Here is a 25,217-nt window from a genome sequence, read left to right as displayed (position 1 = left end):
AAACCATGGATCGTCAACAGCTTTCCCATTTGTTGATTTTTGAAACAGTCGTTGAAGAAGGTAGTTTTCGCGCCGCCGCAAAAAGGCTGAATATTGCACCTTCTGCCGTATCTTACGCGATTGGAAAATTGGAAGAAAGTTTGGATGTACAGCTTTTTAACCGTACGACTCGCAGTCTGGGATTAAGCCCTGCCGGAAAAGTGCTCATTCGCCAAACGGCTTCCGCTTTGGGAATGATAGAAGACGGTTTTAACGCGGCAAAAGCAACGCATGACAATGTTTCCGGTCTTTTGCGGATCAATACCGGCTATTCGGCAGCAAAATTTCTTATTTCTCCCTATCTTGGAGCATTCGCAGAAGCCTATCCCGATATTGTCCTTGATCTCGTGATTGATAACCGGTTTGTCGACATTGTAAAATCCGGTTATGACGCAGGCATACGCATTCACGAACATGTCGAAAAAGATATGATTGCTGCTAAAATTGGTGGCGATTTAAAAAGCGTTCTTGTCGCGACGCCAAAATATTTTGAAAACCATCCGGTTCCCTGCCACCCTGTCGATTTGAAAAACCATAGAGCAATTTTATATCGTTTCAACGAACAACGCACTTATGTGTGGGAATTCGAGAAAGGCCGGAAAAAATTGACGGTTACTCCTCCCGAACAGCTCGTCGTCAATAGCCATCAATTGGTTATCGACGCAGTGCTTCAGCATACCGGATTGGCTTATATATTTGAAAATTATGTGAAAGACGAGATCAGTCAGGGCAAGCTCGTAAAAGTAATGGAAGATTGGACACCGCCATTTTCGGGGTTTTACATTTATTATCCGCAACAAAAAATGCGCGCAGCTCTTCGTGCTTTTATCGATTTCTTTATTGCCAAAAACCGCTAAGAGAAACCGTTAAGTAAAAACGTTAAGTGAAACGGAAAAACCGGATAGCATTTATAGCCTTCAAGACCAAAATGATCGCCGTTTAAAATCTGTCACAGCCGCAACGTTAGCCTTATTACTCTATTTTTTCGCGGGTGCACCGCCCCTTGTTTATTCGGTTACAGAATTTTCGTTTTTTCCCGCTCGACCAATTTTTAAAGCATGACAAGCAAATTTATCTATTCAGAACCGGCGGGGTAAAAAATTCTGTCCAGTGTTAAATTGTATTGATAGAAAAATACCTCGCATTGCGATAACGTGATGGTAATTACATGTATTAACGGTTTGAGACGGAAAAATTTCTTGATATGAAAATGTCGATTCAAATCTTTCCGTAACTCCGAGGAGGGCGATTTTAATGGATGATTTAACGACCGACGCTGCCGATGTTGCTGAAAGACAGGCTGCGCTGCTTTCTGCAGCTTTGCCTTATATGCAGAAATACGAGAACAAGACAGTTGTGGTCAAATATGGCGGTCATGCTATGGGAGACCCTGAACTGGGTCGTGCTTTTGCCCGCGATATTGCGCTTCTCAAGCAATCCGGTATCAACCCGATCGTGGTTCATGGCGGCGGCCCGCAAATTGCAAAACTCCTTGGAAAAATGGGAATTGAATCGAAGTTTGAAGGTGGACTTCGTGTAACCGACGCCAAAACTGTCGAAGTCGTCGAAATGGTTCTGGCCGGTTCGATCAACAAAGAAATTGTTGCAATGATTAATGCCGAAGGCGAATGGGCTATCGGCCTTTGTGGCAAAGATGGCAATATGGTTTTTGCCGAAAAAGCCCAGAAAAAAGTGATCGATCCCGATTCCAATATTGAGCGTATTCTTGATTTGGGTTTTGTCGGCGAACCGGTGGAAGTTGATCGCACACTTCTTGATCTGCTTGCCCGCTCCGAGATGATACCGGTCATTGCGCCGGTTGCACCGGGTAGGGATGGCAACACTTACAACATCAATGCCGATGTTTTTGCCGGTGCAATTGCCGGTGCGCTAAAAGCCAAGCGTCTGTTGTTCCTGACAGATGTTCCCGGTGTTCTCGACAAAAACGGTGTTCTTTATAAAGAATTGACAGTCAAACAATGTGAAACGCTTATTCATGACGGCACTATATCGGGCGGCATGATACCGAAAGTTGAAACCTGCATACAGGCGATTGATCGTGGTGTTGAAGGCGTTGTTATTCTGAATGGCAAAACGGCCCATTCTGTTTTGCTTGAACTTTTCACCGAACGCGGCGCGGGTACGTTGATTGTGCCATGATGAACGAACAAGCGGTTTCACGGCTAAAAGCCATCAATGTCTGGGTGTTTGATCTGGATGATACGCTTTACCCGCGTAATAGCGGGCTTTGGGCACAGATCGACAAACGTATCAGTGCCTATGTCAAAAAACAGTTGGAACTTGACGATGATGAAGAGGTCAAAAAATTTCGCCAATATTTCAGGCAAACTTATGGCGGCGCTCTACGTGGAATGATCGAAGAATATTTCGTCGATGTAAAAGACTATTTGAGAGATGTTCATAATATCGACTATTCGCCGTTAAAAAAAGATCCGCAGCTTGCCGAAGATATTAAAAGTTTGCCCGGACGAAAATTCATTTTCACAAACGGTGACCGTGCTCACGCTGGCCGTGTTCTGGCACATCGTGGATTGGAAAACTGTTTTGACGGCATTTATGATGTGACATTTACCGATTTTCTGCCCAAGCCTTACCGGCAAGCCTATCACAGATTTTTAGGACATTTTTCAATCGATCCGGAAAAAACGGCAATGTTTGAAGACAATCTTGCCAATCTTTCAACCTGTAAAGAACTCGGCATGACGACAATTCTGGTTGGTCATAACGAGGATAAAGAAATTCCGGCTTTCGTCGATTTTGAAGCTGTTGAACTGGAAACTTTTCTCCATGATCTGGTAGGTCGCCTCAATGGGGCCTGCTGAATGACCGGAGACGGAACGAAGTCGATCTTTCTTCTGACGAGGCAAGAACTTGCCCTGATCGGCATTACCTTCCTTTGGGGAACGACTTTTCTTATCGTCCAGCTCGCTATGCGTTCAAGCGGGCCGCTGTTTTTCGTCGGATTCCGTTTCATTCTTGCCGGTCTGTTTGCCAGTGCCATTTTTTGGCGCAGCCTCAAAAACTTGACAATTCACGAGTTTTTCGCCGGTATCGTTATCGGTTTGCCGATATGCCTCGGCTACGGCTTACAAACAGCCGGATTAAAGACAATTGCAAGCAGTCAGTCGGCGTTTATTACCGCTGTTTATGTGCCTTTGGTCCCTTTGTTACAATGGGCGATTTTGCGCAAAAAACCGGGGCTCACGAGTTTTATCGGCATTGCTTTTGCTTTTATCGGTCTGCTTCTCGTATCCGGTCAGGGATTTCAAGGCTTGGCCTTTTCAAAAGGCGAATTTTTTACTCTTTTATCGGCATTTGCAATTGCTTCGGAAATTGTTCTTATCAGCCTTTTTGCGGGGCGGGTCGATAGTCGGCGTGTTACTGTTGTGCAGCTTTTTATTGCCGGTATTTTTTCTTTTGCTGCAATGCCGTTCAATGGCGAAACTGTTCCTTCATTTTCATGGGGTTGGGTTTTGGCCGGTTCAGGTCTGGCTGCAATGAGTGCGCTGATACAGCTTACGATGAACTGGGCACAAAAATCGGTCTCGCCGACACGCGCCACCATCATCTACACTGGCGAGCCGATATGGGCCGGCCTGATGGGGCGAATCGCAGGCGAGCGTTTAGCCCAATCGGCACTATTTGGTGCGCTGTTGATTATTATCGGCATTCTGGTTTCCGAGTTGAAACCGAAAAAGCCGGAAAATGCAGCGGCAATAGATAAAGCAGGCTGAAAGCATAAAGGCCGGTTTTTCAAAAACTACCCGTATAGTGAGAATGATCTGCTTATAATTGACTGTGTTATTTGCTCGTAGTGGATTATTTGAAATGTGTGTAGCGTCGGCATTTCAAAATTGAACCGACTCTTTTGTTGGCATTGTTTTATGAGCATTGCCGCAGCAAAATGCCCCATAATGACGGGAAGTCACAAAGTCATATTGTGTTTTATCGTTTTCCCGAAATGAAAAACAGCGACAATATTCGAGGTAAAATTCGGGCGACGATTGGAACCACTTCTGTGGAAAGAAAAAGATTTCCATGAACAAGCTTTTTAACGTTCATTTCGGCTTTGCGTTTCTTTGCGTTCCTTGCTAAATCGCATTTCATGACAATAGATCGCGACCATATACGGAATTTTTCCATCGTGGCTCATATCGACCACGGAAAATCAACTTTGGCTGACCGGCTCATCCAGATGACAGGCGGTCTTGCCCAACGTGAAATGAAAGAACAGGTGCTCGATTCCATGGATATCGAGCGCGAACGCGGCATCACCATCAAAGCGCAAACGGTGCGGCTCCATTACAAAGCAAAAAATGGTGAAACCTACATTCTGAATCTGATCGACACACCGGGTCATGTCGACTTTGCTTACGAAGTTTCACGCTCTCTAGCGGCCTGTGAAGGGTCGCTTCTGGTTGTTGACGCGTCTCAAGGTGTGGAAGCACAAACGCTTGCCAATGTCTATCAGGCAATCGACAATAATCATGAACTGGTCGTTGTCCTTAACAAGGTTGATTTGCCCGCCGCCGAACCGGAACGCGTCAAAGAACAGATAGAAGAAGTTATCGGCATAGATGCCAGTGATGCGATTGAAATTTCTGCCAAGACCGGTATGGGAGTCGATCAGGTTCTGGAAGCGATTGTTCATAAATTGCCTGCACCGCGGGAGGGCGATCGCAATAAACCGCTGAAAGCAATGCTGGTCGATAGCTGGTATGATGCCTATCTCGGTGTCATTGTTCTTGTGCGTGTTATCGACGGCGTTTTGAAAAAAGGCCAGACAATTCGCATGATGGGAACCGATGCAAAATATCCGGTCGAGCGTGTCGGTGTTTTCACTCCCAAAATGGCCGCCATTGACGAACTTGGGCCGGGCGAATTGGGTTTTATTACCGCCTCTATCAAGGAAGTGGCCGATACCCGCGTTGGCGATACAATTACCGAAGATCATCGCCCGTGCGACCATGCTTTGCCGGGCTTCAAACCTGCCCAGCCGGTGGTTTTCTGTGGCCTGTTTCCGGTTGATGCCGACGACTTTGCCGATCTTCGTGCGGCGATGGGGAAACTGCGCTTGAATGACGCAAGTTTTTCTTTTGAAATGGAAACGTCCGCAGCTTTGGGCTTCGGTTTCCGGTGCGGTTTTTTAGGGCTTTTGCATCTTGAAATCATTGAAGAAAGGCTCGAACGCGAGTTCAATCTCGACCTTATTGCTACGGCTCCTTCTGTTGTCTACCGCATTAATATGACCGATGGATCAGTCAAAGAGCTGCATAATCCGGCCGACATGCCCGACATTGTGAAGATTGCTTCCATTGAAGAGCCGTGGATACGCGCCACGATTATGTCGCCGGATGAATATCTCGGCGCAATTTTAAAACTTTGTCAGGATCGTCGCGGCGTTCAGGTTGACCTTTCCTATGTCGGCACTCGTGCGATGGTTACCTATGATTTACCGCTAAACGAGGTGGTTTTCGATTTTTATGACCGTCTGAAGTCGATCTCGAAAGGCTACGCATCCTTCGATTATCATGTAACGGACTATCGTGAAGGTGATCTCGTCAAAATGTCTATCCTTGTGAATGGAGAGCCGGTGGATGCACTTTCTGTTCTCGTGCACCGTTCTGCCGCTGAAAAACGTGGCCGGTCAATGTGTGAAAAATTGAAGGAACTCATTCCTCAACACATGTTCCAGATCCCGATACAGGCCGCCATTGGTGGCAAGATTATTGCTCGCGAGAATATCCGCGCTTTGCGTAAAGATGTGACAGCCAAATGTTATGGTGGCGATGTCAGCCGCAAGCGTAAGCTTCTCGAAAAGCAGAAAGAAGGCAAAAAGCGTATGCGCCAATTCGGTAAGGTTGAAATACCGCAAGAGGCGTTTATTCAAGCTTTGAAAATGAACGATTAATCACTTTTTTATGGAATATGACCGTAATAGCCGTTTGTGAGCATTGAACGTTAAACTGCAATGCATGGGGCTGGTTACGTTGAATATCAATTTAAGATCATTAAAAATGATCTGCGTGATTTCAGGTTGAAAAATATTCCGTCTTTTTTGAACACATCGGGTTGAACACACCGGAAATTTCGACAAAGCTGAACTTGATTTGAAAATCTGGCAAAAAAACTGCCGGAAAACTTCCGGAAAGAAAATATGCCGGAAAGAAAACATGCCGGAAAAATGCCCGAAAATGCCGGAAAAATCATTGCAATGGAAAACAATTGACAGACTAATCAACTGCCGCAGTGGAAGGACGTTTTGAATTTGCTAGTGCCAGACTATCCGCTACTATCAGACCTTGAAAAGGAACGTTTGAAAAACGGTTCTTATAAAAAACCACAAAAAGCAACTGATTCGCATTCGAGGGCAAATTAATCGATTTAATTATCAATTTTCCCCGTTTTTGGATCTCCAAACCGGTTGAATCCAAAATAATGCAATCTACACTGCACGTGGAATAAAGGCTTCAATCATAAGATGCTGCGACGAGGGTTATTTCTCGCATTTTATCGCGTTTGGGTGTTGACGCAAAATAATAAGCCGGTTAATAATTTGCCTCATAAATTTCAAAAAAGGTTTTGATATTCGGACCTTAGGGGGCTGATAACCAGTTGGGTTATGTCATTCTTATGACCATGACCCGGCGCAGCAGAGTTACACCCCCGCATACTCTGCTGCACTTATTTGCCTGTAAAAAAACAGGTGCTTGAAATGGAAAACAGGTGAAGAGGCATTATGCTTTTTCACCTGTTTTTTGTTTTGTTTGATTGCGTAGATCGGTATGATTAAATCAACAAAATTTGAACGACTTCGATCAACAATGTAACAGAAACCGGTTTTGACCGGTTTCACTGATGTTTCAGAAAAACAGATTCCGGAGAACCGGTTTTTTAATCGCGCAACAATTCGTTGACAGATGTTTTTGAGCGGGTTTTTTCGTCGACCCGTTTGACAATGACGGCGCAATAAAGATTGGGGCCAGCCTCGCCATTTGGAAGTGGTTTTCCCGGCATGGTTCCTGCAACAACAACGGAATAGGGCGGTACTTCGCCATAGAAAATTTCGCCGGTTGCGCGGTCGACAATTTTTGTCGATTTGCCGATGAAAACGCCCATACCGAGCACGGCTCCCTCACGGACAATACAACCTTCTACAACTTCCGAACGCGCACCGATAAAGCAATTGTCCTCGATGATTGTGGGACCTGCCTGCAACGGCTCCAGAACGCCGCCAATTCCGGCTCCGCCAGAAAGGTGGACGTGTTTACCCACTTGCGCGCAAGAGCCGACAGTAGCCCATGTATCGACCATTGTGCCTTCACCGACATAAGCCCCGATATTGACGAATGACGGCATCAAAACGACGCTTGGAGCAATATAGGCAGACCGTCGCACAATAGCGTTCGGAACCGCGCGGAAACCGGCATTTTCAAAATTGTCGGCGTTCCAGCCGTCGAATTTCGATGGAACTTTATCCCACCACGAAGATTGATCGGGACCACCGGAAATCAGTCCCATGGCATTGAGCCGGAAAGATAACAGAACCGCTTTTTTGAGCCATTGGTGAACTTTCCAGTTGCCGTTATTTTCACGTTCGGCGACGCGCAGTTTTCCCTTGTCGAGAAGGTCGAGCACATGGTCGACCGCCTCGCGTATTTCTCCCTTTGTCAGGATGTTGACTTTTTCGCGTTCATCAAACGCCTTTTCAATGATGGATTCCAGTTGGGACAGATTGGTCATGGCATTAGGTCTCCGTTAAGTAAGTCGAAAGCATCAGCATTTATTCTCTTCGGCCTAATGCAAGAAACAATTGTGGTCAATGAAAAGGAAGATCCTGAATGGCTAATGGCGAAAAAAACGGTTGGACACCTTTTCGGCACTCGAAAGAGGATGCCCGTAAAGTTCATGAAGTTCCCGATACGGCCCAAACGCGTTCACCAGCTTATCGCCTTGCCTATGTCGATGAAGATTTCATGATGCGGCGCGAGTTGCGTGCTGTAAGAATCGGTCTGGAACTGATGAAACCGGAAGTCGGCTTTGTCGAACATGGTATCAAATCGACCGTTGTTCTGTTTGGCGGAGCCCGTATTCCCGAACCCGGTAAAGAAGCCCGATCGGCAAAAAATCCCGAACAAAAGCAAAATCTTGAAAAAGCCTCCCGTTATTATGACGAGGCGCGCAGATTCGCACAACTTTGCTCGCTTTATTCGGCCTCTACCGGCCATCATGAATTTGTCATTATTACCGGCGGTGGTCCCGGTGTGATGGAAGCCGGTAACCGTGGCGCGGACGATGTCGGCGCTCCCAGTATCGGGCTTAATATTGTTTTACCCCATGAACAGGCACCGAATGCCTATGTAACACCTGCCCTCTGTTTTGATTTCCATTATTTTGCGATGCGCAAGATGCATTTTTTGATGCGCGCAAAGGTGATTGCTATTTTTCCGGGTGGCTTCGGCACTCTTGACGAATTGTTTGAAGCGTTAACGCTTATTCAGACGGGTCGAATGAAACGTGTTCCCATATTGATGTTCGGGCGTGAATTCTGGAAAAATGTGCTGAATGTGAAATATCTTGCCGAACAGGGAACAATTTCGCCCGATGACGCGAAATTGATAACTTACGTCGAAAGTGCCGACGAGGGTTGGGACATTATCCGCCAGTTTTACGATTTGAAATAGACCGGTTTTTCAAAACAACGATGGCAAATGAATAACAATGGCGAGCAAATCCGGTTGCATCCGGTTTTTGTTTCATCCGAAAACGTGCCATTTGCATTTTATGTGAGTGGCACAATTGGCAGGGGCGTTTGTCATCATCACGCCGATCGTGACATTTGATGAGCCTGCGCACTTTGCCGTTTTCAAAAGCGGGGCAAATGGGGGGAAAAAGGGGCAAAGGAGTAAAGGAGGGAGATTTTTTCCGCCGGATTTTCCCGCTGATTGCCCGCGATTCAAAGCAAAGCCACAATGTCAAAGCCGGTTAAAAGCTGGAAATTTTGTCCGGTTCGGCATTTCTGACGGTATTCGAGCCTAATGTTCGGTATTTTTGCCGGATGTCCCGCGAAATGTCGGAAGAAGATGAAATGGTGGAAAAAGAACAAGCCATATCCGCCGAACCGGCAAAATAAGAGCCGCATAACCGGCAAAAAAGTTCAGCAAATTTTATGTAGTTTATGCGCCTATCAAGCGGCGGCGATGATGGTTTTTGTTGGCGGGCAAAGGTGCTTGAACCGGTTTTTTTGAATGCCTCGGCGCCGGTTTTAAAGTGGAAACCGAAGCGGGATTTGTCAGGCCAAACGGAATTGGCCGGAATGGTTTTGTTGAACCATGTGAAGGTGGATTAAAAAAGGCGGGTTAAACCCGCCTCGTTTTTTTAAAAAACTGCAATTATTTTCTCGGTGTACCGTCGTCGGATTCACCTTTTTCGTCGTCCTGAATCACAGTTTTATCCAACGGCGAATCTTTCTTTTCACCCGGAACATAGCTGTCTTCGCGCGAACCATCACCATCGTGACGACCGGCTTTGCCACCGTGATCGTGATGGACATTGCCTTCCGGTGCTTTTGCCTTTTGACCTTCTACATAGCTGTCTTCAACCGAACCGTCACCTGAAGCATTACGGGCTTCGGCGGCCAATACCATTGATCCTGCTGCCAATAGGCCAGCCAAAGAGACTGCGAGAATCTTTTTCATTTTAATTTCTCCTGTTTTTGAAGCGTTGATGCTCCATGTCATCACACACTGCTTTTGTTAAAACTCTTTATTTTAGAACCATCAATAAAGAAATGTTCCAAACAGTGCTTTATTCAAGTCACGAAATTGCACGAGGACATTTGCTTTGTGACGCGGTCATAGAAACATAATCGGATTTTATTTGCAAATACAGAACGTTGTTTTTTATCTTGATAAGCTTTGAAAGCAGGATTGGACACGATTATGAACAGCTTTACCGGCTTTTTTGAAAATTTGTGAGCGCCAAAGAAACAATAGTTTTGCCGGAAAAATGCATGATAAATGCCGTTCAATTGCATGAAAAACCTTTAAAAAACCGCTTTATCAAATGAATCTTTTCAACATCTCTTGCACGTCTACAGGGGTGCCCTTATATACGCCTCAACGAGGTTCGTTATGGTTGCCGATTTTTGAGTGGCCATTACGGGCTTTTCATATGATAAGGAGCTGTCTGACAGGAATGCTCGCTAGAGGTCCCGACAGCTTGCTGAATGGAGAGTAGAAATGGCAAAAGTAATCGGTATTGACTTAGGTACGACAAACTCTTGCGTAGCCGTCATGGATGGCAAAAACGCGAAAGTTATCGAAAATTCGGAAGGTGCCCGTACCACACCTTCTATTGTAGCATTTGCAGAGGGTGGCGAACGTCTTGTTGGACAGCCGGCGAAGCGTCAGGCTGTAACCAATCCTGAAGGCACTATTTTTGCGGTCAAGCGTTTGATTGGCCGCCGGTTTGATGACCCGATGGTTACCAAGGACAAAGAACTTGTTCCTTATAAAATCGTCAAAGGGGAAAATGGTGATGCCTGGGTTGAAGTAGAAGGCAAGAAATATTCACCTTCCCAGGTTTCTGCAATGGTCTTGCAGAAAATGAAAGAAACGGCTGAGTCCTATTTGGGCGAAAAAGTCGAGCAGGCGGTTATTACAGTTCCTGCCTATTTTAATGATGCCCAGCGTCAGGCAACCAAGGATGCCGGTAAGATTGCCGGCCTTGATGTTTTGCGTATCATCAACGAGCCTACGGCTGCTGCCTTGGCTTATGGCCTTGACAAGAAAGACGGTAAGACAATTGCTGTTTATGACTTGGGCGGCGGTACATTCGATATTTCGGTTCTCGAAATCGGTGATGGCGTTTTTGAAGTTAAATCGACCAATGGTGATACATTCCTTGGTGGTGAAGACTTTGATATGCGCCTGGTCACCTATCTTGCCGAAGAATTCGAGAAAGAAAACGGCATTGATCTGAGAAAAGACAAATTGGCTTTGCAGCGTTTGAAAGAAGCGTCCGAAAAAGCCAAGATCGAGCTTTCCTCTTCGCAGCAAACGGAAATCAATTTGCCGTTCATTACTGCTGACGCAACCGGTCCTAAACACCTGACCATGAAATTGACCCGTGCAAAATTCGAGTCATTGGTTGAAGATCTGGTTCAACGCACAATCAACCCGTGTAAGGCTGCATTGAAAGATGCCGGTTTGAGCGCTGGCGATATTGATGAAGTCGTGCTCGTTGGCGGTATGACCCGTATGCCGAAGATTCAGGAAATTGTAAAAACCTTCTTTGGCAAGGATCCGCATAAAGGCGTCAACCCGGATGAAGTCGTTGCAATGGGTGCTGCTATTCAGGGTGGCGTTTTGCAAGGCGATGTCAAAGATGTTCTGTTGCTTGATGTTACACCGCTATCTTTGGGTATCGAAACATTGGGTGGCGTGTTCACACGCTTGATCGAACGCAACACAACAATTCCGACCAAGAAGTCGCAAACCTTCTCGACTGCGGAAGACAATCAGAATGCTGTAACCATTCGTGTTTTCCAGGGTGAACGTGAAATGGCGGCTGATAACAAGTTGCTTGCCCAGTTTGACCTTGTCGGTATTCCGCCCGCACCGCGTGGCGTTCCTCAAATCGAAGTTACATTCGATATTGATGCCAACGGTATTGTCAGTGTTTCGGCAAAAGATAAAGGCACAGGAAAAGAACACCAGATCCGCATTCAGGCTTCTGGCGGTTTGAGCGATGCCGATATCGACAAGATGGTCAAGGATGCCGAAGCTCATGCTGCCGATGACAAGAAACGTCGTGAAGGCGTTGAAGCCAAGAATCAGGCAGAGGCTCTTGTTCATACAACCGAGAAATCGCTTGCCGATTATGGTGACAAAGTCTCGGCTGAAGACAAGTCCGCAATTGAAGCTGCAATGGCTGATGTCAAGAAAGCTATCGAATCGGATGATGTTGATAGTCTTCCTGAGAAAACCAAGAAATTGTCCGAAGTCAGCATGAAGCTGGGCGAGGCAATGTATGCTGCTTCAAAAGCACAGGCTGAAGCCGACGCTGCACACGATGCGGCAAAAGAAGAACATAAGGACGATGATGTTGTCGATGCGGATTTTGAAGAGGTCGACGATAACGATAAGAACAATAAGAAATAATTGCTCTTATGTCTCTGTAAATTGAAAAAAAGCCCGACCTTTTAATCAAAAGGGCGGGCTTTGTTATGGAACAACCAATCCGTTCGCAATGGAAACCGGAACTATAATCTGTTTCAAAGAACCAATGACAACAGCCTGAGCGGAAACAAATATGGCAAATGTCGTCTCATCAGTGAACGGCAGAAGAACTGCAGGAATAAGTGATGAAAATTGACTATTATGAAACATTGGGCGTTTCACGGGAATGCGATGAAAAAACGCTCAAATCTGCTTTTCGTAAACTTGCCATGCGTTACCACCCCGACAGGAATCCGGGCGACAAAGAGGCGGAACAGAAATTCAAAGAAATCGGCGAAGCCTACGAGGTTTTAAAAGATCCGCAAAAGCGTGCCGCATATGACCGTTTCGGCCATGCCGCTTTTGAAAATGGTGGTGGCGGTGGTGGAAATCCGTTCGGACGCGGCGGGTTTGCTGCCGGTGGTTTTTCCGATATTTTTGAAGACTTCTTTGGCGAGATGATGGGCGGTGCACGGCGCAAACGCGCTGACGGGCGCGAACGTGGTGCCGATCTCAGCTACAATATGGAAGTCACTCTGGAAGAGGCTTATCACGGTAAAACCGCACAAATCAGAGTGCCGGGTTCTATCACCTGTGATCTTTGTTCGGGAACGGGAGCCAAGAAAGGTTCAAAACCACAACCTTGTGCAACCTGTGGCGGAACAGGAAGGGTTCGTAGCGCTCAAGGTTTCTTCTCGATTGAAAGAACCTGCCCGACATGTCAGGGGCGCGGCGAAACGATCAAGGATCCTTGCCCGAAATGTCATGGACAGGGGCGCATAGAAGAAGAGCGTACATTGACTGTCAATATTCCGGCAGGAATTGAAGATGGAACACGTATCCGTCTCGCAGGGGAAGGAGATGCCGGAAGCCATGGCGGACCGGCAGGCGATCTTTACATTTTCCTGTCTATTAAACCGCATGAATTCTTCCAGCGTGACGGAGCCGATCTTTACTGCCGTGTGCCTATTTCCATGACAACAGCCGCACTCGGAGGCGAGTTTGAAGTTTCCACACTTGATGGCATGAAAACACGTGTCAAAGTACCGGAAGGAACGCAAAATGGCCGGCAATTCCGGTTGAAAGGCAAAGGTATGCCGGTTTTGCGCCAACAGACAACCGGCGATCTTTATATTCAGGTGGCAATTGAAACGCCGCAAAAATTGAGTAAAAGGCAGCGCGAGTTGCTGGAAGAGTTCGACAAATTGTCAGTCGATGAAAATTCGCCGCAGTCACACGGATTTTTTGCCCGTATGAAAGAATTTTTTGAAGGCATTGGCGGCAATAACGCCGATAACAGCAAAAACTGACAAGTTCTCCATAGAAACGTCATGTTATGCATGGCCTTTTATGCATGACCTTTTTGGAAAAAAAGAAAGGCGGAAACATAGTCCGCCTTTTCGGGCTTGTGTTCTGTTATTTGATTATTTGTTCCGTCTTTTTGATTATGGGCGCGAGTTTCATTTCCAATAAAAACCGGATATTGAATATCGGGCAATGCCGTTATTTATTCATTGCTGTTATCGGCAAAGAAAAATTCCAGAAATTTTTCATATATTTCTGTGAGCTGTTCAAGATCTTTAATGGAAACACACTCATCGATCATATGCATGGTTTGCCCGACAAGCCCGAACTCTACAACAGGGCAATAATCTTTGATAAATCTTGCGTCGGATGTTCCGCCAGAGGTTGATAATTCCGGAGTACGGCCTGTCACAGCTTCAATTGCGGCGCTCAAACGACTGACCAGCCGTTCGTTTTTTGTCAAAAATACACCACCCGGACTTACCATCCAGTCAAGCTGGTAACTTGCCGAAGATGCATTGCCATGCTGCAATTTCACTTTAGCCAAACGGTTTTCAATTTCCTGTTTTAGCGTGTCGATATTCCAATTGTCATTATACCGGATGTTGAAACGGATCGTGCTTTGTGCCGGAATAACATTGGTTGTCGGATTGCCCGTATCAATCGCGGTAATTTCAAGATTACTTGGTTGAAAATGACTTGAACCTTCATCAAGGGGTGTATTTTTCAGGGCTTCACACAGCTTGATCGTCAAATAAAGTGGATTGGCAGCACGTTCAGGATAGGCAACATGCCCTTGCTTTCCCTGCACTGTGATAACCCCTGAAAGCGAACCGCGCCGACCCACTTTAATCATATCACCTAAATGGTTCGGGTTTGTCGGTTCGCCAACAATTGTTGCGTCCCACGTTTCGCCTTTGTCGGCTGCCCATTTCAAAAGCTTTATCGTGCCATTAATACCGGGGCCTTCTTCGTCATTTGTTATCAATAGGCTGAGCGAGCCTTCAAGCGGAGTTTTTTCCAAATAACGGGCAACCGCTGCAATAAAACAGGCAATTCCACCTTTCATATCAACGGCACCGCGGCCGTAAAGTTTATCGTCTTTTATCGCACCTTCAAATGGCGGAAAATTCCACGCTTTTTCGTCACCAACCGGTACAACATCGGTATGACCGGCAAAAGCAAGATGCGGCCCGTTCTTGCCGATACGCGCATAAAGATTTTCAATATCGGGTGTGTTTTTATCTGTAAAAATGGGTCGTTCAACAGAAAAACCAAGGCTTTTTGCCCATGTTTGAACTTGCGTTAATACACCGTTTTCATGCGGCGTAACAGATGGACAACGGATAAGTGCCTGCGCCAAAGCTACAGGATCCTTGAGTGTCATCATTGCTATTGTCCTTTGTTTCAAACAGTATCTACAATTATTATTCACCAATTTGATGATAATTAAGAAAATATATTGTTAATATTTTTATCCGGCTGCTAAAGAAATTGCGTGCCCGAATTTCGTCGATCGGGTTAAATTGGTGGGGAAATTATCAAGGGATAACTATTATGGCCGGATTGGTAGATACTCCTGACAATCATAAGGGGAATGTTGCCCTTACACCTGTCGGTAGTAAAACGAAATTGATTGTCGGAGCAGGTGTCGGCAATTTTCTCGAAATGTTCGATTTTACGGTTTATAGTTTTTTTGCCGCTATTATCGGACACGTCTTTTTCAATTCTGAAGATAAGCTGATTTCATTGCTGATATCGGTATCGGTTTTCGGCGTAGGCTTTGTCATGCGTCCATTAGGCAGTATTATTATCGGTGCCTATGCCGATCGCCATGGGCGTAAAGCCGCAATGTTACTGACAATTGTATTGATGGCCATTGGCAGTGCCTTGATAGGATTTGCACCACCTTATGAAGCAATCGGTATTTTTGCACCACTGTTGATTGTTTTGGGGCGTCTCTGTCAAGGATTTTCAGCTGGTGGAGAAGTTGGCGCGGCAACAACGCTTCTTATGGAATCGGCCGAACGTAACAAGCGCGGATTTTTCGTGAGCTGGCAGTTTTTCGGACAAGGCTTGAGTACTTTATCCGGTTCACTGCTCGCCGCCTTATTAATGGGGTGTCTTTCCACGGAAGCCATGGAAAGCTGGGGTTGGCGCGTACCGTTTATCTTTTCACTCCTTATTATTCCTGTCGGGCTTTATATCCGCGCCCATATCAAGGAAACATATAAGGCACCAACTGCTGAAGCACACACAATACATCCGTTCAAAGAGCTTATCAGCCAACATACAAAACAGACGATACTCGGTATTCTTATGGTTTTCCCGTCAACCGTCATGATGTATATTTTGGTGTTTTTTATGCCGAATTATCTGAAAACGGTCACGGAAATCGGAAACTCGCAATCGTTCCTTGTATCGAGTTATGCAAGTGTCATTGTTATCGTTGTAACTGTTTTTGCAGGCTTTTTTTGCGACCGGTTGGAGCGGCGTAAAGGCGCGGCTGTCACAGTTCTGGCGGTCACCTTTATCTCGTCCTATTTTGCATTCCACTTTGTGAAAAATATGCATGTTTTTCTTGCCTTTTACACCGTGGCAATGATTTGTATGGGGTTGATGCTAACTTTATCGGTTCTTTTCATTATAGAAGCATTCGAGAAGAGAATTCGAGCAACTGCAACGGCGGTTATTTATGCTTTCGGTGTTTCAATTTTTGGTGGTACAGCACAGATGATTGTAACATTTCTTCTTAAAATATCCGACCGCAATATTATGGCGCCATTCTGGTATCTTGGCGTTGCTATCGTCGTTGGTATGGCGGCATATCTGGCTTTCGATGAAAAGCGCCACGAGATTTAGAGAATGAGATTTAATGATAGAAAACAGGGGAATTCCGATGAGTAATGAACACCTTTCGCCAAACGCGAAAAAAATTCTTCAAACCATGGCAGCCTATGTGCCGGAAATGGAAGCTGTGCGCCACGATTTGCATGCCCATCCGGAGACAGCTTATGAAGAGCATAGAACGGCAAAAGTTATTGCCGATCTTTTGAAAAAATGGGGTTATGAAGTTACTACAGGCCTTGGCAAGACCGGTGTTGTCGGGCGCTTGAAAGTTGGCGATGGCAAAAAATCCATTGGTTTGCGTGCCGATTTTGATGCTCTGCCGATTACAGAAATGACCAATCTTGAATATTCCAGTTGTCATGAAGGCAAAATGCATGCTTGTGGTCATGACGGCCACACAACCATGTTGTTAACGGCCGCACGCTATTTTGCCGAAACGAAGAATTTCAACGGGACACTCAACCTCATTTTCCAGCCGGCAGAGGAAGGTTTTGCCGGTGCAAAAGCAATGATCGACGATGGCCTTTTTGAAAAATTCCCGTGTGATGCCGTTTTTGGTATGCACAACTGGCCGGGGTCTCCAACCGGCAAAATTTCTGTTAATACAGGGGCATTCATGCCTTCAAGCGACACTGTCAAAATCAAAGTGATTGGCAAGGGCGGACATGGTGCTGTTCCGGATAAGGCAATTGATCCGATAGCAGCAAGTGCTGCGATCATTTCAAGCCTGCAAACGATTGTCTCGCGAAATGTGCCACCGCTTGAAACAGCCGTTGTCACTGTTGGCAGCTTTCATGCAGGATTTGCCGCAAATGTTATTCCCGATAGTGCGGAAATGTTGCTCACTGTCCGTTGCTTTAGTCCGGACGTAAGGGATTTACTGCAATCGCGTATCGAAAGTCTCGCCAAGTTACAGGCGGAAAGTTTTGGTGCAACCGCTGAAGTTGATTATCAACGTTCATATCCTGTGCTCGTCAACCACGAAGCAGAGACGGCATTTGCTGTTGATGTTGCGGCAAAAGTTTTCGGGCGCGACCATGTTGATGACAATATGACGAAACCATCGGGAAGTGAAGACTTTGCCTTTATGTTGGAAAAAGTGCCAGGGTCCTATGTTGTCATCGGAAATGGAGATAGTGCACCTTTGCATAGTCCCAATTACAATTTCAACGATGAGTTGCTGCCTCTTGGTGGTTGTTATTGGGTTTCATTGGCTGAAACATATTTGAAATGACTTTTGAAGGCTACATTCCCGAAAAATGTAGGATATAGGACTTAAATCTATGAAACATATTCGCGAACACATTGAGAAAACCATTGATGAAATGGTGGCAATCCGCCACCAAATTCACGAAAACCCTGAAATGGGCTTTAACGAGCATAAAACCGGCGATAAAGTAGCGAGCCTGCTTGAAAGTTGGGGCTTTGACGTTGTGCGGGGTGTCGGTAAAACCGGCATTGTTGGCACATTGAAAGTCGGTAATGGCAAAAAGGTCATCGGTATCCGTGCCGATATGGACGCCCTTCCGATAGAAGAGGAAACGAATTTGCCTTATGCGAGTAAAAATGCAGGTGTCATGCATGCTTGCGGTCATGACGGGCATACAACCATTCTTCTGACTGCCGCCCGTTATCTTGCCGAAACCAGGAATTTTGATGGCACAGTTCGCGTTATTTTCCAGCCGGCTGAAGAAAGTCTTGGCGGCGGCAAGAAAATGATTGATGACGGATTGTTTGAAAAATTTCCATGCGACCGGATTTACGGCCTGCATAACTGGCCGGGCTTTCCTGCCGGAACATTGCGTTTCACCAAGGGGCCGATGATGGCCTCTGTCGATACCGCTTATATTACAGTTCGCGGTAAAGGTGGTCACGGGGCACGGCCGGAAACAACAATTGATCCGATTGTTGCAGCTTCGTCTATCGTTATGGCCTTGCAAACCATCGTTTCCCGTAATGTCCCACCGCTTGAGGCCGCACTTATCACTGTCGGTATGTTCAAGGGTGGCAGTGTTTCCAATGTCATCCCAGAAGAAGTCAAGATGGAGCTGACGATCCGCGCATTTTCACCGGATGTGAGAAAACTGTTACAGGAACGGATTTGTAAACTCGCCAAATCGCAGGCCGAAAGCTATGGTGCCGAAGCCATTATCAATTATGAACGTGGCTATCCTGTTACCGTGAATGATGCCGAATCGATCGATTTTGCGCTGGACGTCGCAAAACAGATTGTCGGCGACAAAAATGTCGTCGAAAATGCCGAGCCGCTAACTCCGAGTGAAGACTTTTCCTATATGCTGGAGAAAGTTCCGGGTGCTTATATCATTATGGGTAATGGCGACAGTACAGGCCTCCATACTCCCCAATACAATTTCAACGATGATGGTATTGCTGTAGGAGCAACCCTGTGGGGTGCGCTGGTTGAAAAATATCTCGCCAAAGCTTGAAAATTTAAAATTTCAAGTTGCTTTTTTGCAAACCGGATATTCAACAGATATTCGTTGCATCTAGCCGGAAAACCAACTTGTCATCTACTACTTGCCCGTCTGTTTTTTTAAAGCTGCTTACAGGAAACAGGCGGGTTTTCATTCGGAAAGACTATTTTTACGCAATTTATATGCAATTTATATGCAATCGCACCTCGCCAATTCTCTCGAATATCAACCGGCGGGAAACATCGGGTAGCGAGAAAATATATCCGGACAAAAAGAAAATTTGGTTGGTCATTTCTTGATAATCATCTTTTACACCATCCATAATAGGCAGGATTATCAACGGGGACGGGAAAGATGACTGAAAAAACAATCGAAAATTTGATTCTCTCCTATTTGCCGGAAATGACAGCTTTTCGACATACTGTTCATGAAAATCCGGAATTGTCGGGAAAGGAAACGGCAACATCGGCTCGTGTCGGAGAACTTCTCGAACAATATGGTTATAAAGTCACACGTCACGTCGGTGGGAACGGTATTGTCGCGTCATTGAAAAATGGCAATGGGCGAAAGTCCATCGGCATCAGAGCCGATATGGACGCTTTGCCGATAAGGGAAGAAACAAATCTCGAATATGCCAGCAAAAATGAAGGTGTGATGCATGCTTGTGGCCATGACGGGCATACAACGACACTTCTTACAGCCGCGCGCGCTTTAGCCGAAACAAGAAATTTTGATGGAACAGTGCATCTTATTTTTCAACCGGCCGAAGAAATCGGTGCCGGTGCAATGGCTATGATTAAAGACGGATTGTTTGAAAGATTTCCTTGTGATGCGGTTTATGGGCTACATAATTGGCCGGGATTGGAGCAAGGGAAAATCCAATTTACCAAAAATGCAATGATGGCCTCTGTCGATTCCGTAACAATTGTCGTTTATGGAAAGGGTGGTCATGGAGCCCGCCCTGAAACTGCAATCGACCCGATCATTGTAGCGTCTTCAATCGTCATGGCATTGCAAACGATTGTTTCCCGAAATATTCCGCCACTCCAATCAGCCATTATATCGACCGGCTCGATACATGGTGGTGAAGCATTCAATATCATTCCGGATAGTGTGACAATTTCACTAACGGTGCGCAGTTTCTCGGCAGATATTCAAAATCTTGTTGAAGACCGGATCAAAAAAATCGTTGAAGCGCAGGCGCAAAGTTTCGGAGCGCGCGCTTCTGTGCAATATGACCGGCTGGTTCCGGCGCTGGTCAATCATTCTGAATACAGTGATTTTGCTCTCGATGTCGCAAAACAGAGATTGGGAGCTGATAAAATCGTCCAGAATGAAATACCGACCACTGTAAGCGAGGATTTCGCCTTTATGCTACAAGCCCGACCGGGAGCATTTTTCTTTCTCGGCAATGGCGACAGTGCAAGCCTTCATAGCCCTCACTATAATTTTGACGATCGCAATCTGGTGGATGGAGCAATTTTCTGGTGTGCACTTGTGGAAGCAGTTTTAAAACAGAATTAACCAATCGGAAACCATCCTTATGCATTATCGCAAAAGTTGAATATTGGTTGAACGGAAATGATCGGAAATTGAATCCGTTCTGAATTGCAAATTTTTGAAGACGAGTTCAGGTATTTTATGAAAAAATCATGCCCCTCTTTGACTCGCCGCACTTTCCTTGTCGGAAGCGGAACAGCTTTTATCGGGGTCTTGAGTGGCTGCACAAGCAGCGGAATTTTGGGAGATGGTTATAGTAATATGACCACCGGAGCAATCCCGCGCCCCCCGATCGGAATTGATAAAGGTTTTACAACGCCCGACAAAATGTATGCGGCCGTTCATGAAGGTCCTTATACGCTTAGCGCCATACCTTATGATAAAGTTCCAAAGCAATTTCTGCGGCAGATTGTACCCAATCCGACAGGTGAACCACCCGGTACAATTGTTGTGAGCCTGAAAGATCATTTTCTTTATTTCATCCAGCCTGACGGCGATGCTTTGCGCTATGGTGTCGGTATTGGTGCAGCCGGTTTCCAATGGTCGGGGCGTGCCAATGTCCAGTTTAAACGTGAATGGCCGCGCTGGACACCGCCTGCTGAAATGATTGGTCGAAAACCCGAACTTGTCGAATATCGTAATGGTATGGAACCGGGGCCGACCAACCCGCTTGGTGCGCGCGCGCTTTATATTTATCAAAACGGGCGCGATACGGGATATAGAATCCATGGTTCACCGGAATGGTGGTCCATCGGGCAATCAATGTCATCCGGTTGTATCAGGCTGATGAATCAGGATATTATCGACCTCTACAATCGGGTTCCGGTTGGAACACCGATTGTAGTAGGTTAGTCCTCATTATATGGGAGGAGGCGTATAATGAGAAGAAAGGGGTGCCCGACTAGACAAGCGGGGGCAACTCTATCGGGCACCTTGGGGGATACCAGGTTTCGTCCTGGTGCTCACTAAACGAGTGGCCGAATATAAAGTTCCAAAAAATTTTGATTTCATTCAAAAGGGCTTGAAGAATGTTGAAAAAGACTTTCCTTATGACATTTATCCTGGCTGCTCTTTATGGCTTTGCGGCCAATGCACAAGCTTCTTCAGTGCGTAATCAAACCTATATTTGTGAACGTGGTGTGGCGTTGCAGGCGATTTTTATCAAAGATAAAGATGATTCTTATGCGGTTATTTTTGTTGATGGAAAATTGGTAGCAATGCATGAAGATGTCAAAGGGCCGGAAAGGCTTTTTATTGCTGTTGACGATCAGGATAATTATCGTTTCCATATAAAGGGGAACGACGCAAGTCTTACCTATAAAGATAACGACCAGTCAAAGGCAGAAAAAGTCGTTTTACAGTCCTGTCAGGCCGATATAGCGGAGGATTAATGGAAAAACCCGATTTTGAACGAGGTCCTTTCGGAAAGTTGCGGATGAAGGCTGGCGAGCTGTGGCAGGCTTATGTTGGCCATTCCTTTGTTAATCAATTGGCAGCGGGAACATTGGCCGAGAAATGTTTCAGAAAATTTTTGACGCAGGACTATTTGTTTCTGGTTCATTTTTCCCGCGGTTATGCGCTTCTCGCGGCAAAATCGACAAATATTGCAGATATCAGGGAAGCACTTGACGGTCTCAAATCCATTATTGAAGAAATGCCGCTTCATGTCGCTTATGCCAAAAAATGGGGAATTTCCGAACAGGAAATGAGTAGAGCAACCGAGGCATTGGAAACAATTGCCTATACGCGCTATGTTCTCGATGTCGGATATGCCGGCGACCGGCTTGATTTGATGGCCGCTCTATTGCCCTGCGTTGCCGGTTATGCCGAAGTCGGCTTGCGGCTTGCAGGTTCCAAAACCACTGTCTTTAATGGCAATCCCTATTCGGAATGGATTAAAAATTACGAAAGCGAAGAATATATCAAAGGGGTGATAGCCTTTATTGATAGTTTCAACAAGCTTGCGGAAAAATATGAAGGGGAAGTGCGTTTTCAACGTTTGAGCGAAATCTTCAACACGGCTACGCGTCTCGAAACCGAATTCTGGCAAATGGGGCTTGACGCGTAATAATTGACGATCATTCAACCGATCTATTTGAAGTCAATGGCGTGCAAGGCTTGTCCATTGCGTTTCAACCATGCTTTACATTCTTTCGTTCGCGGGCATAATTTTTCGCATAAAGCCCAGAATTTGGAACTGTGATTCATTTCAACAAGGTGGGAAGCCTCATGGGCAACGAGATAGTCGATAACTCCCAAAGGAGCCATCACAATTCGCCATGAAAATGACAAATGCCCGTCAGCAGAACACGACCCCCAACGGCTTCTGGTGTCCTTATAGCGGACGGAAACCGGCTTCCGGCCTACGGTAGCGCAATGCTTTTCGACAAGCGGAGCAATAATATGAGCGGCCTGTTTTTTAAGTGCGTCTCCAATGTGCCTTGGTAAATAACGCTCGTCACCATAGACAATTATTTTTCCACCCTTACCATTATCATCGGCAATGATGGTGACTGTGCCCCGCCCTTCCCGATGTATGATTTCATAGGGATGGCCCAGAATAGGTATAGCAGCACCGGCTTTCAACATCGGAGTATTGCGAGGCGCTGGCAAACGGGAAATGCGGCTTTCTATCCAACCTTTATAACGTTCAATGAAGCTCGTAATCTCGTTTTCCGATGTTTTCGGAGGAACAGTGACGCGAACGCCTTTTCCGCCGGCTTCTATGCGCAATGTCAGCCTTTTTGCGCGCGCAGTTTTCACGATTGTAAGCGGCAAGGAACGGTCTGACAATTGAAGTGTCAATTGCAGCTTTTCCGGTTTCAAATCAGGCGAGCGGGAGAGGCGAGAAAACATGGGCCTTATTTAGGAAATGAAAGCGTTTTTTGAAGAGATTTAATCATATTATAGGAAAATTATTATCACAACGGACTGAAACCATGTCACACCCACCGCAAACATATCGGCGGGTAGAGCCGGATTTCCTAATAAAAGGAAATCCGTTTTATTCTCTTCCGTTTTTGCCTTTTAATCAATTCGTCTAAAATGAAGAACCGGTTTTATTCTTTCCTTGTCATATCGATCAGGCATATTCAACGCGCACCGTTTGCTATCAGCATCTCCAAAGCGTTGAGGATGGCGGCAATATCTTGCGGACGGGAGAGATGGTGTTCGCCATCACGAATCAAAGTGAGTGTAACATTATCGAAAGGCAGATGTTCGACAAGTTCAAGCGTATGCTGATAAGGCACTTCATTGTCGGCCATTCCCTGAATGATATGAACCGGACAATGAATATCGATAAGGCCTTCCATAACCAGATTTTTATCACCGTCATCAAGAAAGATTTTGGTAAAAGGAACCGGTTCCGTCTCGTTTTCATAAGGGACTTCAAAAAAGCCGCGTTCTTCCAGTTCCCGATTTTGTTTGCTTGTCATTTGCGGGCGAACAAGGTCACGGGTGAAATCGGGTGCAGGGGCGAGAAGCAACAAACCGGCAAGCGGAATGTGTTTCTTTGCCAATTCCTGCGCCATGCGAAGCGCTATCCATCCACCCATTGATGAACCTGCTATAATTTGCGGGCCGCGGCAAAATTTTTCAAAAAGCGTCAGGCTTTCCTCTAACCACAAGGAAATGCTTCCCTTATAAAAATCGCCCTCCGATTCGCCAGTGCCCGAATAATCGAAGCGCAAAAACGGATAGCCGTTTTTTTCTGCAAATGCATTCAATGCAACGGCTTTCCCCCCCATCATGTGCGAGCGGTAACCCGGTAGCCACATCAAACCGGGGTGTTTTGTTCCTTCAAGGGCACGTATTGCGAGTTTTTGATGGCCGACAGTTAAAAATTCAAGATCACCATTTTGCATGAAAAACTCCTTACATCGCCGGAACGATAACAAATATTATAGATAGACTTATTTTAGCCGGAAAATCGCGAACATAAACCCTTAATGCCGCTTTAAAGCCAATATTCAATAAAAGCCTAGCATTTCGGTTGTTTTTGAACGTTAATTTGTATATGACGAAAAACAGATGAATTTATTCGACTGAAATAAAATATCCGGTGTGAAATCTTGGGTAAATCAAGTTATCACACAGGTTTTAAAGGATAAATTGTATCTGAACTGGATAATTGAAACTATTATAGGGAGAATCGACCATTCGCCGACCGTTTAAAACAACGCCAACCCCAAAAGATGGGCCGCGTTCCAATCAGGATATCCGCATTCCTCGTATACAACTTATCGATCATGAGGGGCATAATCACGGGGTCGTTCCGACGCAAGATGCTTTAGCAATGGCTGAAGAGGCAGGTCTCGATCTTGTCGAGATTGTTCCAAATGCCGAACCACCGGTTTGCAAAATCATTGATCTTGGAAAGCTGAAATATCAGAACCAGAAAAAGGCATCCGAGGCGCGCAAGAAACAGAAGACCGTGGAAATCAAAGAAATCAAGATGCGGCCGAACATTGATACCCACGATTACGGGGTAAAAATGAAGGCAATCGGAAAATTTCTTGAAGGTGGCGACAAGGTCAAAATTACCCTTCGGTTCCGTGGCCGCGAAATGGCGCACCAGGAATTGGGCATGCAGCTTCTCGAACGTGTAAAATTGGATACAGCCGGTATTTCAAAAGTTGAAGCCGAGCCAAAACTTGAGGGGCGACAGATGATGATGGTTATTGCGCCCAAATAATTTTGTGTATTTTTTAAAAAGCACCGTTGATAACGGTGCTTTTTTATTAACTTTTAGTTGCAAACCCTAATCGGCAAATGAAATAGTAAACATATCGTATTTTGTTTTTATGCTGTTCAAAGCATAGAAGTTGTGTTTCGAGTTTTATAC

The 25,217-nt window shown here is 45.7% G+C and carries 21 protein-coding genes; 16 read left to right on the top strand and 5 right to left on the bottom strand.

The annotated features are described in order from the left end of the window. Positions 1–5 precede the first annotated feature (5 nt). The 5 genes from H3S94_RS03755 to lepA all read left to right on the top strand — a co-directional run bounded on the left by H3S94_RS03755 (position 6) and on the right by lepA (position 5,971). The gene (locus H3S94_RS03755) at positions 6–896 is read left to right on the top strand and encodes a LysR family transcriptional regulator (RefSeq protein WP_198240315.1); all 891 of its coding nucleotides are present in this window, start codon (positions 6–8) and stop codon (positions 894–896) included. A 397-nt stretch (positions 897–1,293) separates the two neighbouring features. Next, the gene (argB, locus tag H3S94_RS03750; RefSeq protein WP_077990283.1) at positions 1,294–2,199 is read left to right on the top strand and encodes an acetylglutamate kinase; all 906 of its coding nucleotides are present in this window, start codon (positions 1,294–1,296) and stop codon (positions 2,197–2,199) included. Continuing rightward, the gene (locus H3S94_RS03745) at positions 2,196–2,882 is read left to right on the top strand and encodes a pyrimidine 5'-nucleotidase (RefSeq protein WP_198230428.1); all 687 of its coding nucleotides are present in this window, start codon (positions 2,196–2,198) and stop codon (positions 2,880–2,882) included. The genes argB and H3S94_RS03745 overlap by 4 nt, the downstream gene beginning before the upstream one ends. Then, positions 2,883–3,794 (top strand): DMT family transporter, encoded by a 912-nt coding sequence (locus H3S94_RS03740; protein ID WP_198240314.1) that lies wholly within the window; start codon positions 2,883–2,885, stop codon positions 3,792–3,794. Between the two features lie 371 nt (positions 3,795–4,165). Continuing rightward, complete coding sequence (gene lepA, locus H3S94_RS03735) at positions 4,166–5,971, top strand: translation elongation factor 4 (RefSeq protein ID WP_198240313.1); 1,806 nt, start codon at positions 4,166–4,168, stop codon at positions 5,969–5,971. Positions 5,972–6,954: 983 nt separating this feature from the next. Here the strand turns inward: lepA and dapD are convergent. After that, complete coding sequence (gene dapD, locus H3S94_RS03730; RefSeq protein ID WP_077990289.1) at positions 6,955–7,803, bottom strand: 2,3,4,5-tetrahydropyridine-2,6-dicarboxylate N-succinyltransferase; 849 nt, start codon at positions 7,801–7,803, stop codon at positions 6,955–6,957. A gap of 98 nt (positions 7,804–7,901) precedes the next feature. Between dapD and H3S94_RS03725 the strand changes: the two genes are divergently transcribed. Next, entirely contained in the window at positions 7,902–8,744 is an 843-nt protein-coding gene (locus tag H3S94_RS03725; protein ID WP_077990290.1) for an LOG family protein, read from the top strand. 708 nt (positions 8,745–9,452) lie between these two features. On the opposite strand, the gene H3S94_RS03720 is transcribed toward H3S94_RS03725, so the two are convergent. Then, positions 9,453–9,758 carry a hypothetical protein gene (locus H3S94_RS03720; protein ID WP_077990292.1) on the bottom strand — a complete coding sequence of 102 codons (306 nt, stop codon included), beginning with the start codon at positions 9,756–9,758 and terminating at the stop codon, positions 9,453–9,455. Positions 9,759–10,301: 543 nt separating this feature from the next. Between H3S94_RS03720 and dnaK the strand changes: the two genes are divergently transcribed. Both dnaK and dnaJ read left to right on the top strand, forming a co-directional pair. Next, complete coding sequence (gene dnaK / locus H3S94_RS03715) at positions 10,302–12,224, top strand: molecular chaperone DnaK (RefSeq protein ID WP_198230430.1); 1,923 nt, start codon at positions 10,302–10,304, stop codon at positions 12,222–12,224. Positions 12,225–12,427: 203 nt separating this feature from the next. Next, the gene (gene dnaJ / locus H3S94_RS03710) at positions 12,428–13,591 is read left to right on the top strand and encodes a molecular chaperone DnaJ (RefSeq protein ID WP_077990294.1); all 1,164 of its coding nucleotides are present in this window, start codon (positions 12,428–12,430) and stop codon (positions 13,589–13,591) included. Positions 13,592–13,788: 197 nt separating this feature from the next. Here the strand turns inward: dnaJ and dapE are convergent, their stop codons facing one another. Next, positions 13,789–14,976 carry a succinyl-diaminopimelate desuccinylase gene (gene dapE / locus H3S94_RS03705; protein ID WP_077990295.1) on the bottom strand — a complete coding sequence of 396 codons (1,188 nt, stop codon included), beginning with the start codon at positions 14,974–14,976 and terminating at the stop codon, positions 13,789–13,791. Between the two features lie 167 nt (positions 14,977–15,143). Here dapE and H3S94_RS03700 point away from each other — a divergent pair, with 167 nt between their 5' ends. The 7 genes from H3S94_RS03700 (at position 15,144) to tenA (ending at position 22,439) form a co-directional block, all read left to right on the top strand. Continuing rightward, positions 15,144–16,448, top strand: a complete 1,305-nt coding sequence (locus tag H3S94_RS03700; RefSeq protein ID WP_198240312.1) for an MFS transporter — start codon at positions 15,144–15,146, stop codon at positions 16,446–16,448. Between the two features lie 37 nt (positions 16,449–16,485). Beyond that, on the top strand, positions 16,486–17,670 hold the full coding sequence (locus H3S94_RS03695) for a M20 aminoacylase family protein (RefSeq protein ID WP_198240311.1): 1,185 nt from the start codon (positions 16,486–16,488) through the stop codon (positions 17,668–17,670). Between the two features lie 49 nt (positions 17,671–17,719). Then, the gene (locus H3S94_RS03690; RefSeq protein WP_198240310.1) at positions 17,720–18,883 is read left to right on the top strand and encodes a M20 aminoacylase family protein; all 1,164 of its coding nucleotides are present in this window, start codon (positions 17,720–17,722) and stop codon (positions 18,881–18,883) included. Positions 18,884–19,225: 342 nt separating this feature from the next. Next, a complete protein-coding gene (locus tag H3S94_RS03685; RefSeq protein WP_198240309.1) occupies positions 19,226–20,395 on the top strand; it encodes a M20 aminoacylase family protein in 1,170 nt (389 codons plus the stop codon). 117 nt (positions 20,396–20,512) lie between these two features. Beyond that, on the top strand, positions 20,513–21,223 hold the full coding sequence (locus tag H3S94_RS03680; protein WP_198240308.1) for a L,D-transpeptidase: 711 nt from the start codon (positions 20,513–20,515) through the stop codon (positions 21,221–21,223). A 176-nt stretch (positions 21,224–21,399) separates the two neighbouring features. Next, a complete protein-coding gene (locus tag H3S94_RS03675; RefSeq protein ID WP_198230435.1) occupies positions 21,400–21,762 on the top strand; it encodes an MliC family protein in 363 nt (120 codons plus the stop codon). Next, a complete protein-coding gene (tenA, locus tag H3S94_RS03670; RefSeq protein WP_198230436.1) occupies positions 21,762–22,439 on the top strand; it encodes a thiaminase II in 678 nt (225 codons plus the stop codon). The genes H3S94_RS03675 and tenA overlap by 1 nt, the downstream gene beginning before the upstream one ends. 23 nt (positions 22,440–22,462) lie before the next feature. On the opposite strand, the gene H3S94_RS03665 is transcribed toward tenA, so the two are convergent. Then, a complete protein-coding gene (locus H3S94_RS03665; protein ID WP_198240307.1) occupies positions 22,463–23,227 on the bottom strand; it encodes a M48 family metallopeptidase in 765 nt (254 codons plus the stop codon). A 236-nt stretch (positions 23,228–23,463) separates the two neighbouring features. After that, a complete protein-coding gene (locus tag H3S94_RS03660; protein WP_198240306.1) occupies positions 23,464–24,237 on the bottom strand; it encodes a carboxylesterase in 774 nt (257 codons plus the stop codon). 293 nt (positions 24,238–24,530) lie between these two features. Between H3S94_RS03660 and infC the strand changes: the two genes are divergently transcribed. Further along, positions 24,531–25,067: a translation initiation factor IF-3 gene (gene infC, locus H3S94_RS03655; protein ID WP_077990314.1), complete on the top strand. Its 537-nt coding sequence runs from the start codon at positions 24,531–24,533 to the stop codon at positions 25,065–25,067. Positions 25,068–25,217 lie beyond the last annotated feature (150 nt).

It is taken from the genome of Bartonella sp. B10834G3 (assembly GCF_016102505.1).
Classification (GTDB): domain Bacteria; phylum Pseudomonadota; class Alphaproteobacteria; order Rhizobiales; family Rhizobiaceae; genus Bartonella; species Bartonella choladocola.
Note: the sequence above shows the minus strand (reverse complement) of the source record. Positions and strands in the feature narration are given on the sequence as shown.

Coding starts and splice junctions, on each gene's coding strand:
- H3S94_RS03755 (WP_198240315.1), top strand. CDS start 6: ATGGATCGTCAACAGCTTTCCCATTTGTTGATTTTTGAAACAGTCGTT.
- argB (WP_077990283.1), top strand. CDS start 1,294: ATGGATGATTTAACGACCGACGCTGCCGATGTTGCTGAAAGACAGGCT.
- H3S94_RS03745 (WP_198230428.1), top strand. CDS start 2,196: ATGATGAACGAACAAGCGGTTTCACGGCTAAAAGCCATCAATGTCTGG.
- H3S94_RS03740 (WP_198240314.1), top strand. CDS start 2,883: ATGACCGGAGACGGAACGAAGTCGATCTTTCTTCTGACGAGGCAAGAA.
- lepA (WP_198240313.1), top strand. CDS start 4,166: ATGACAATAGATCGCGACCATATACGGAATTTTTCCATCGTGGCTCAT.
- dapD (WP_077990289.1), bottom strand. CDS start 7,803: ATGACCAATCTGTCCCAACTGGAATCCATCATTGAAAAGGCGTTTGAT.
- H3S94_RS03725 (WP_077990290.1), top strand. CDS start 7,902: ATGGCTAATGGCGAAAAAAACGGTTGGACACCTTTTCGGCACTCGAAA.
- H3S94_RS03720 (WP_077990292.1), bottom strand. CDS start 9,758: ATGAAAAAGATTCTCGCAGTCTCTTTGGCTGGCCTATTGGCAGCAGGA.
- dnaK (WP_198230430.1), top strand. CDS start 10,302: ATGGCAAAAGTAATCGGTATTGACTTAGGTACGACAAACTCTTGCGTA.
- dnaJ (WP_077990294.1), top strand. CDS start 12,428: ATGAAAATTGACTATTATGAAACATTGGGCGTTTCACGGGAATGCGAT.
- dapE (WP_077990295.1), bottom strand. CDS start 14,976: ATGATGACACTCAAGGATCCTGTAGCTTTGGCGCAGGCACTTATCCGT.
- H3S94_RS03700 (WP_198240312.1), top strand. CDS start 15,144: ATGGCCGGATTGGTAGATACTCCTGACAATCATAAGGGGAATGTTGCC.
- H3S94_RS03695 (WP_198240311.1), top strand. CDS start 16,486: ATGAGTAATGAACACCTTTCGCCAAACGCGAAAAAAATTCTTCAAACC.
- H3S94_RS03690 (WP_198240310.1), top strand. CDS start 17,720: ATGAAACATATTCGCGAACACATTGAGAAAACCATTGATGAAATGGTG.
- H3S94_RS03685 (WP_198240309.1), top strand. CDS start 19,226: ATGACTGAAAAAACAATCGAAAATTTGATTCTCTCCTATTTGCCGGAA.
- H3S94_RS03680 (WP_198240308.1), top strand. CDS start 20,513: ATGAAAAAATCATGCCCCTCTTTGACTCGCCGCACTTTCCTTGTCGGA.
- H3S94_RS03675 (WP_198230435.1), top strand. CDS start 21,400: ATGTTGAAAAAGACTTTCCTTATGACATTTATCCTGGCTGCTCTTTAT.
- tenA (WP_198230436.1), top strand. CDS start 21,762: ATGGAAAAACCCGATTTTGAACGAGGTCCTTTCGGAAAGTTGCGGATG.
- H3S94_RS03665 (WP_198240307.1), bottom strand. CDS start 23,227: ATGTTTTCTCGCCTCTCCCGCTCGCCTGATTTGAAACCGGAAAAGCTG.
- H3S94_RS03660 (WP_198240306.1), bottom strand. CDS start 24,237: ATGCAAAATGGTGATCTTGAATTTTTAACTGTCGGCCATCAAAAACTC.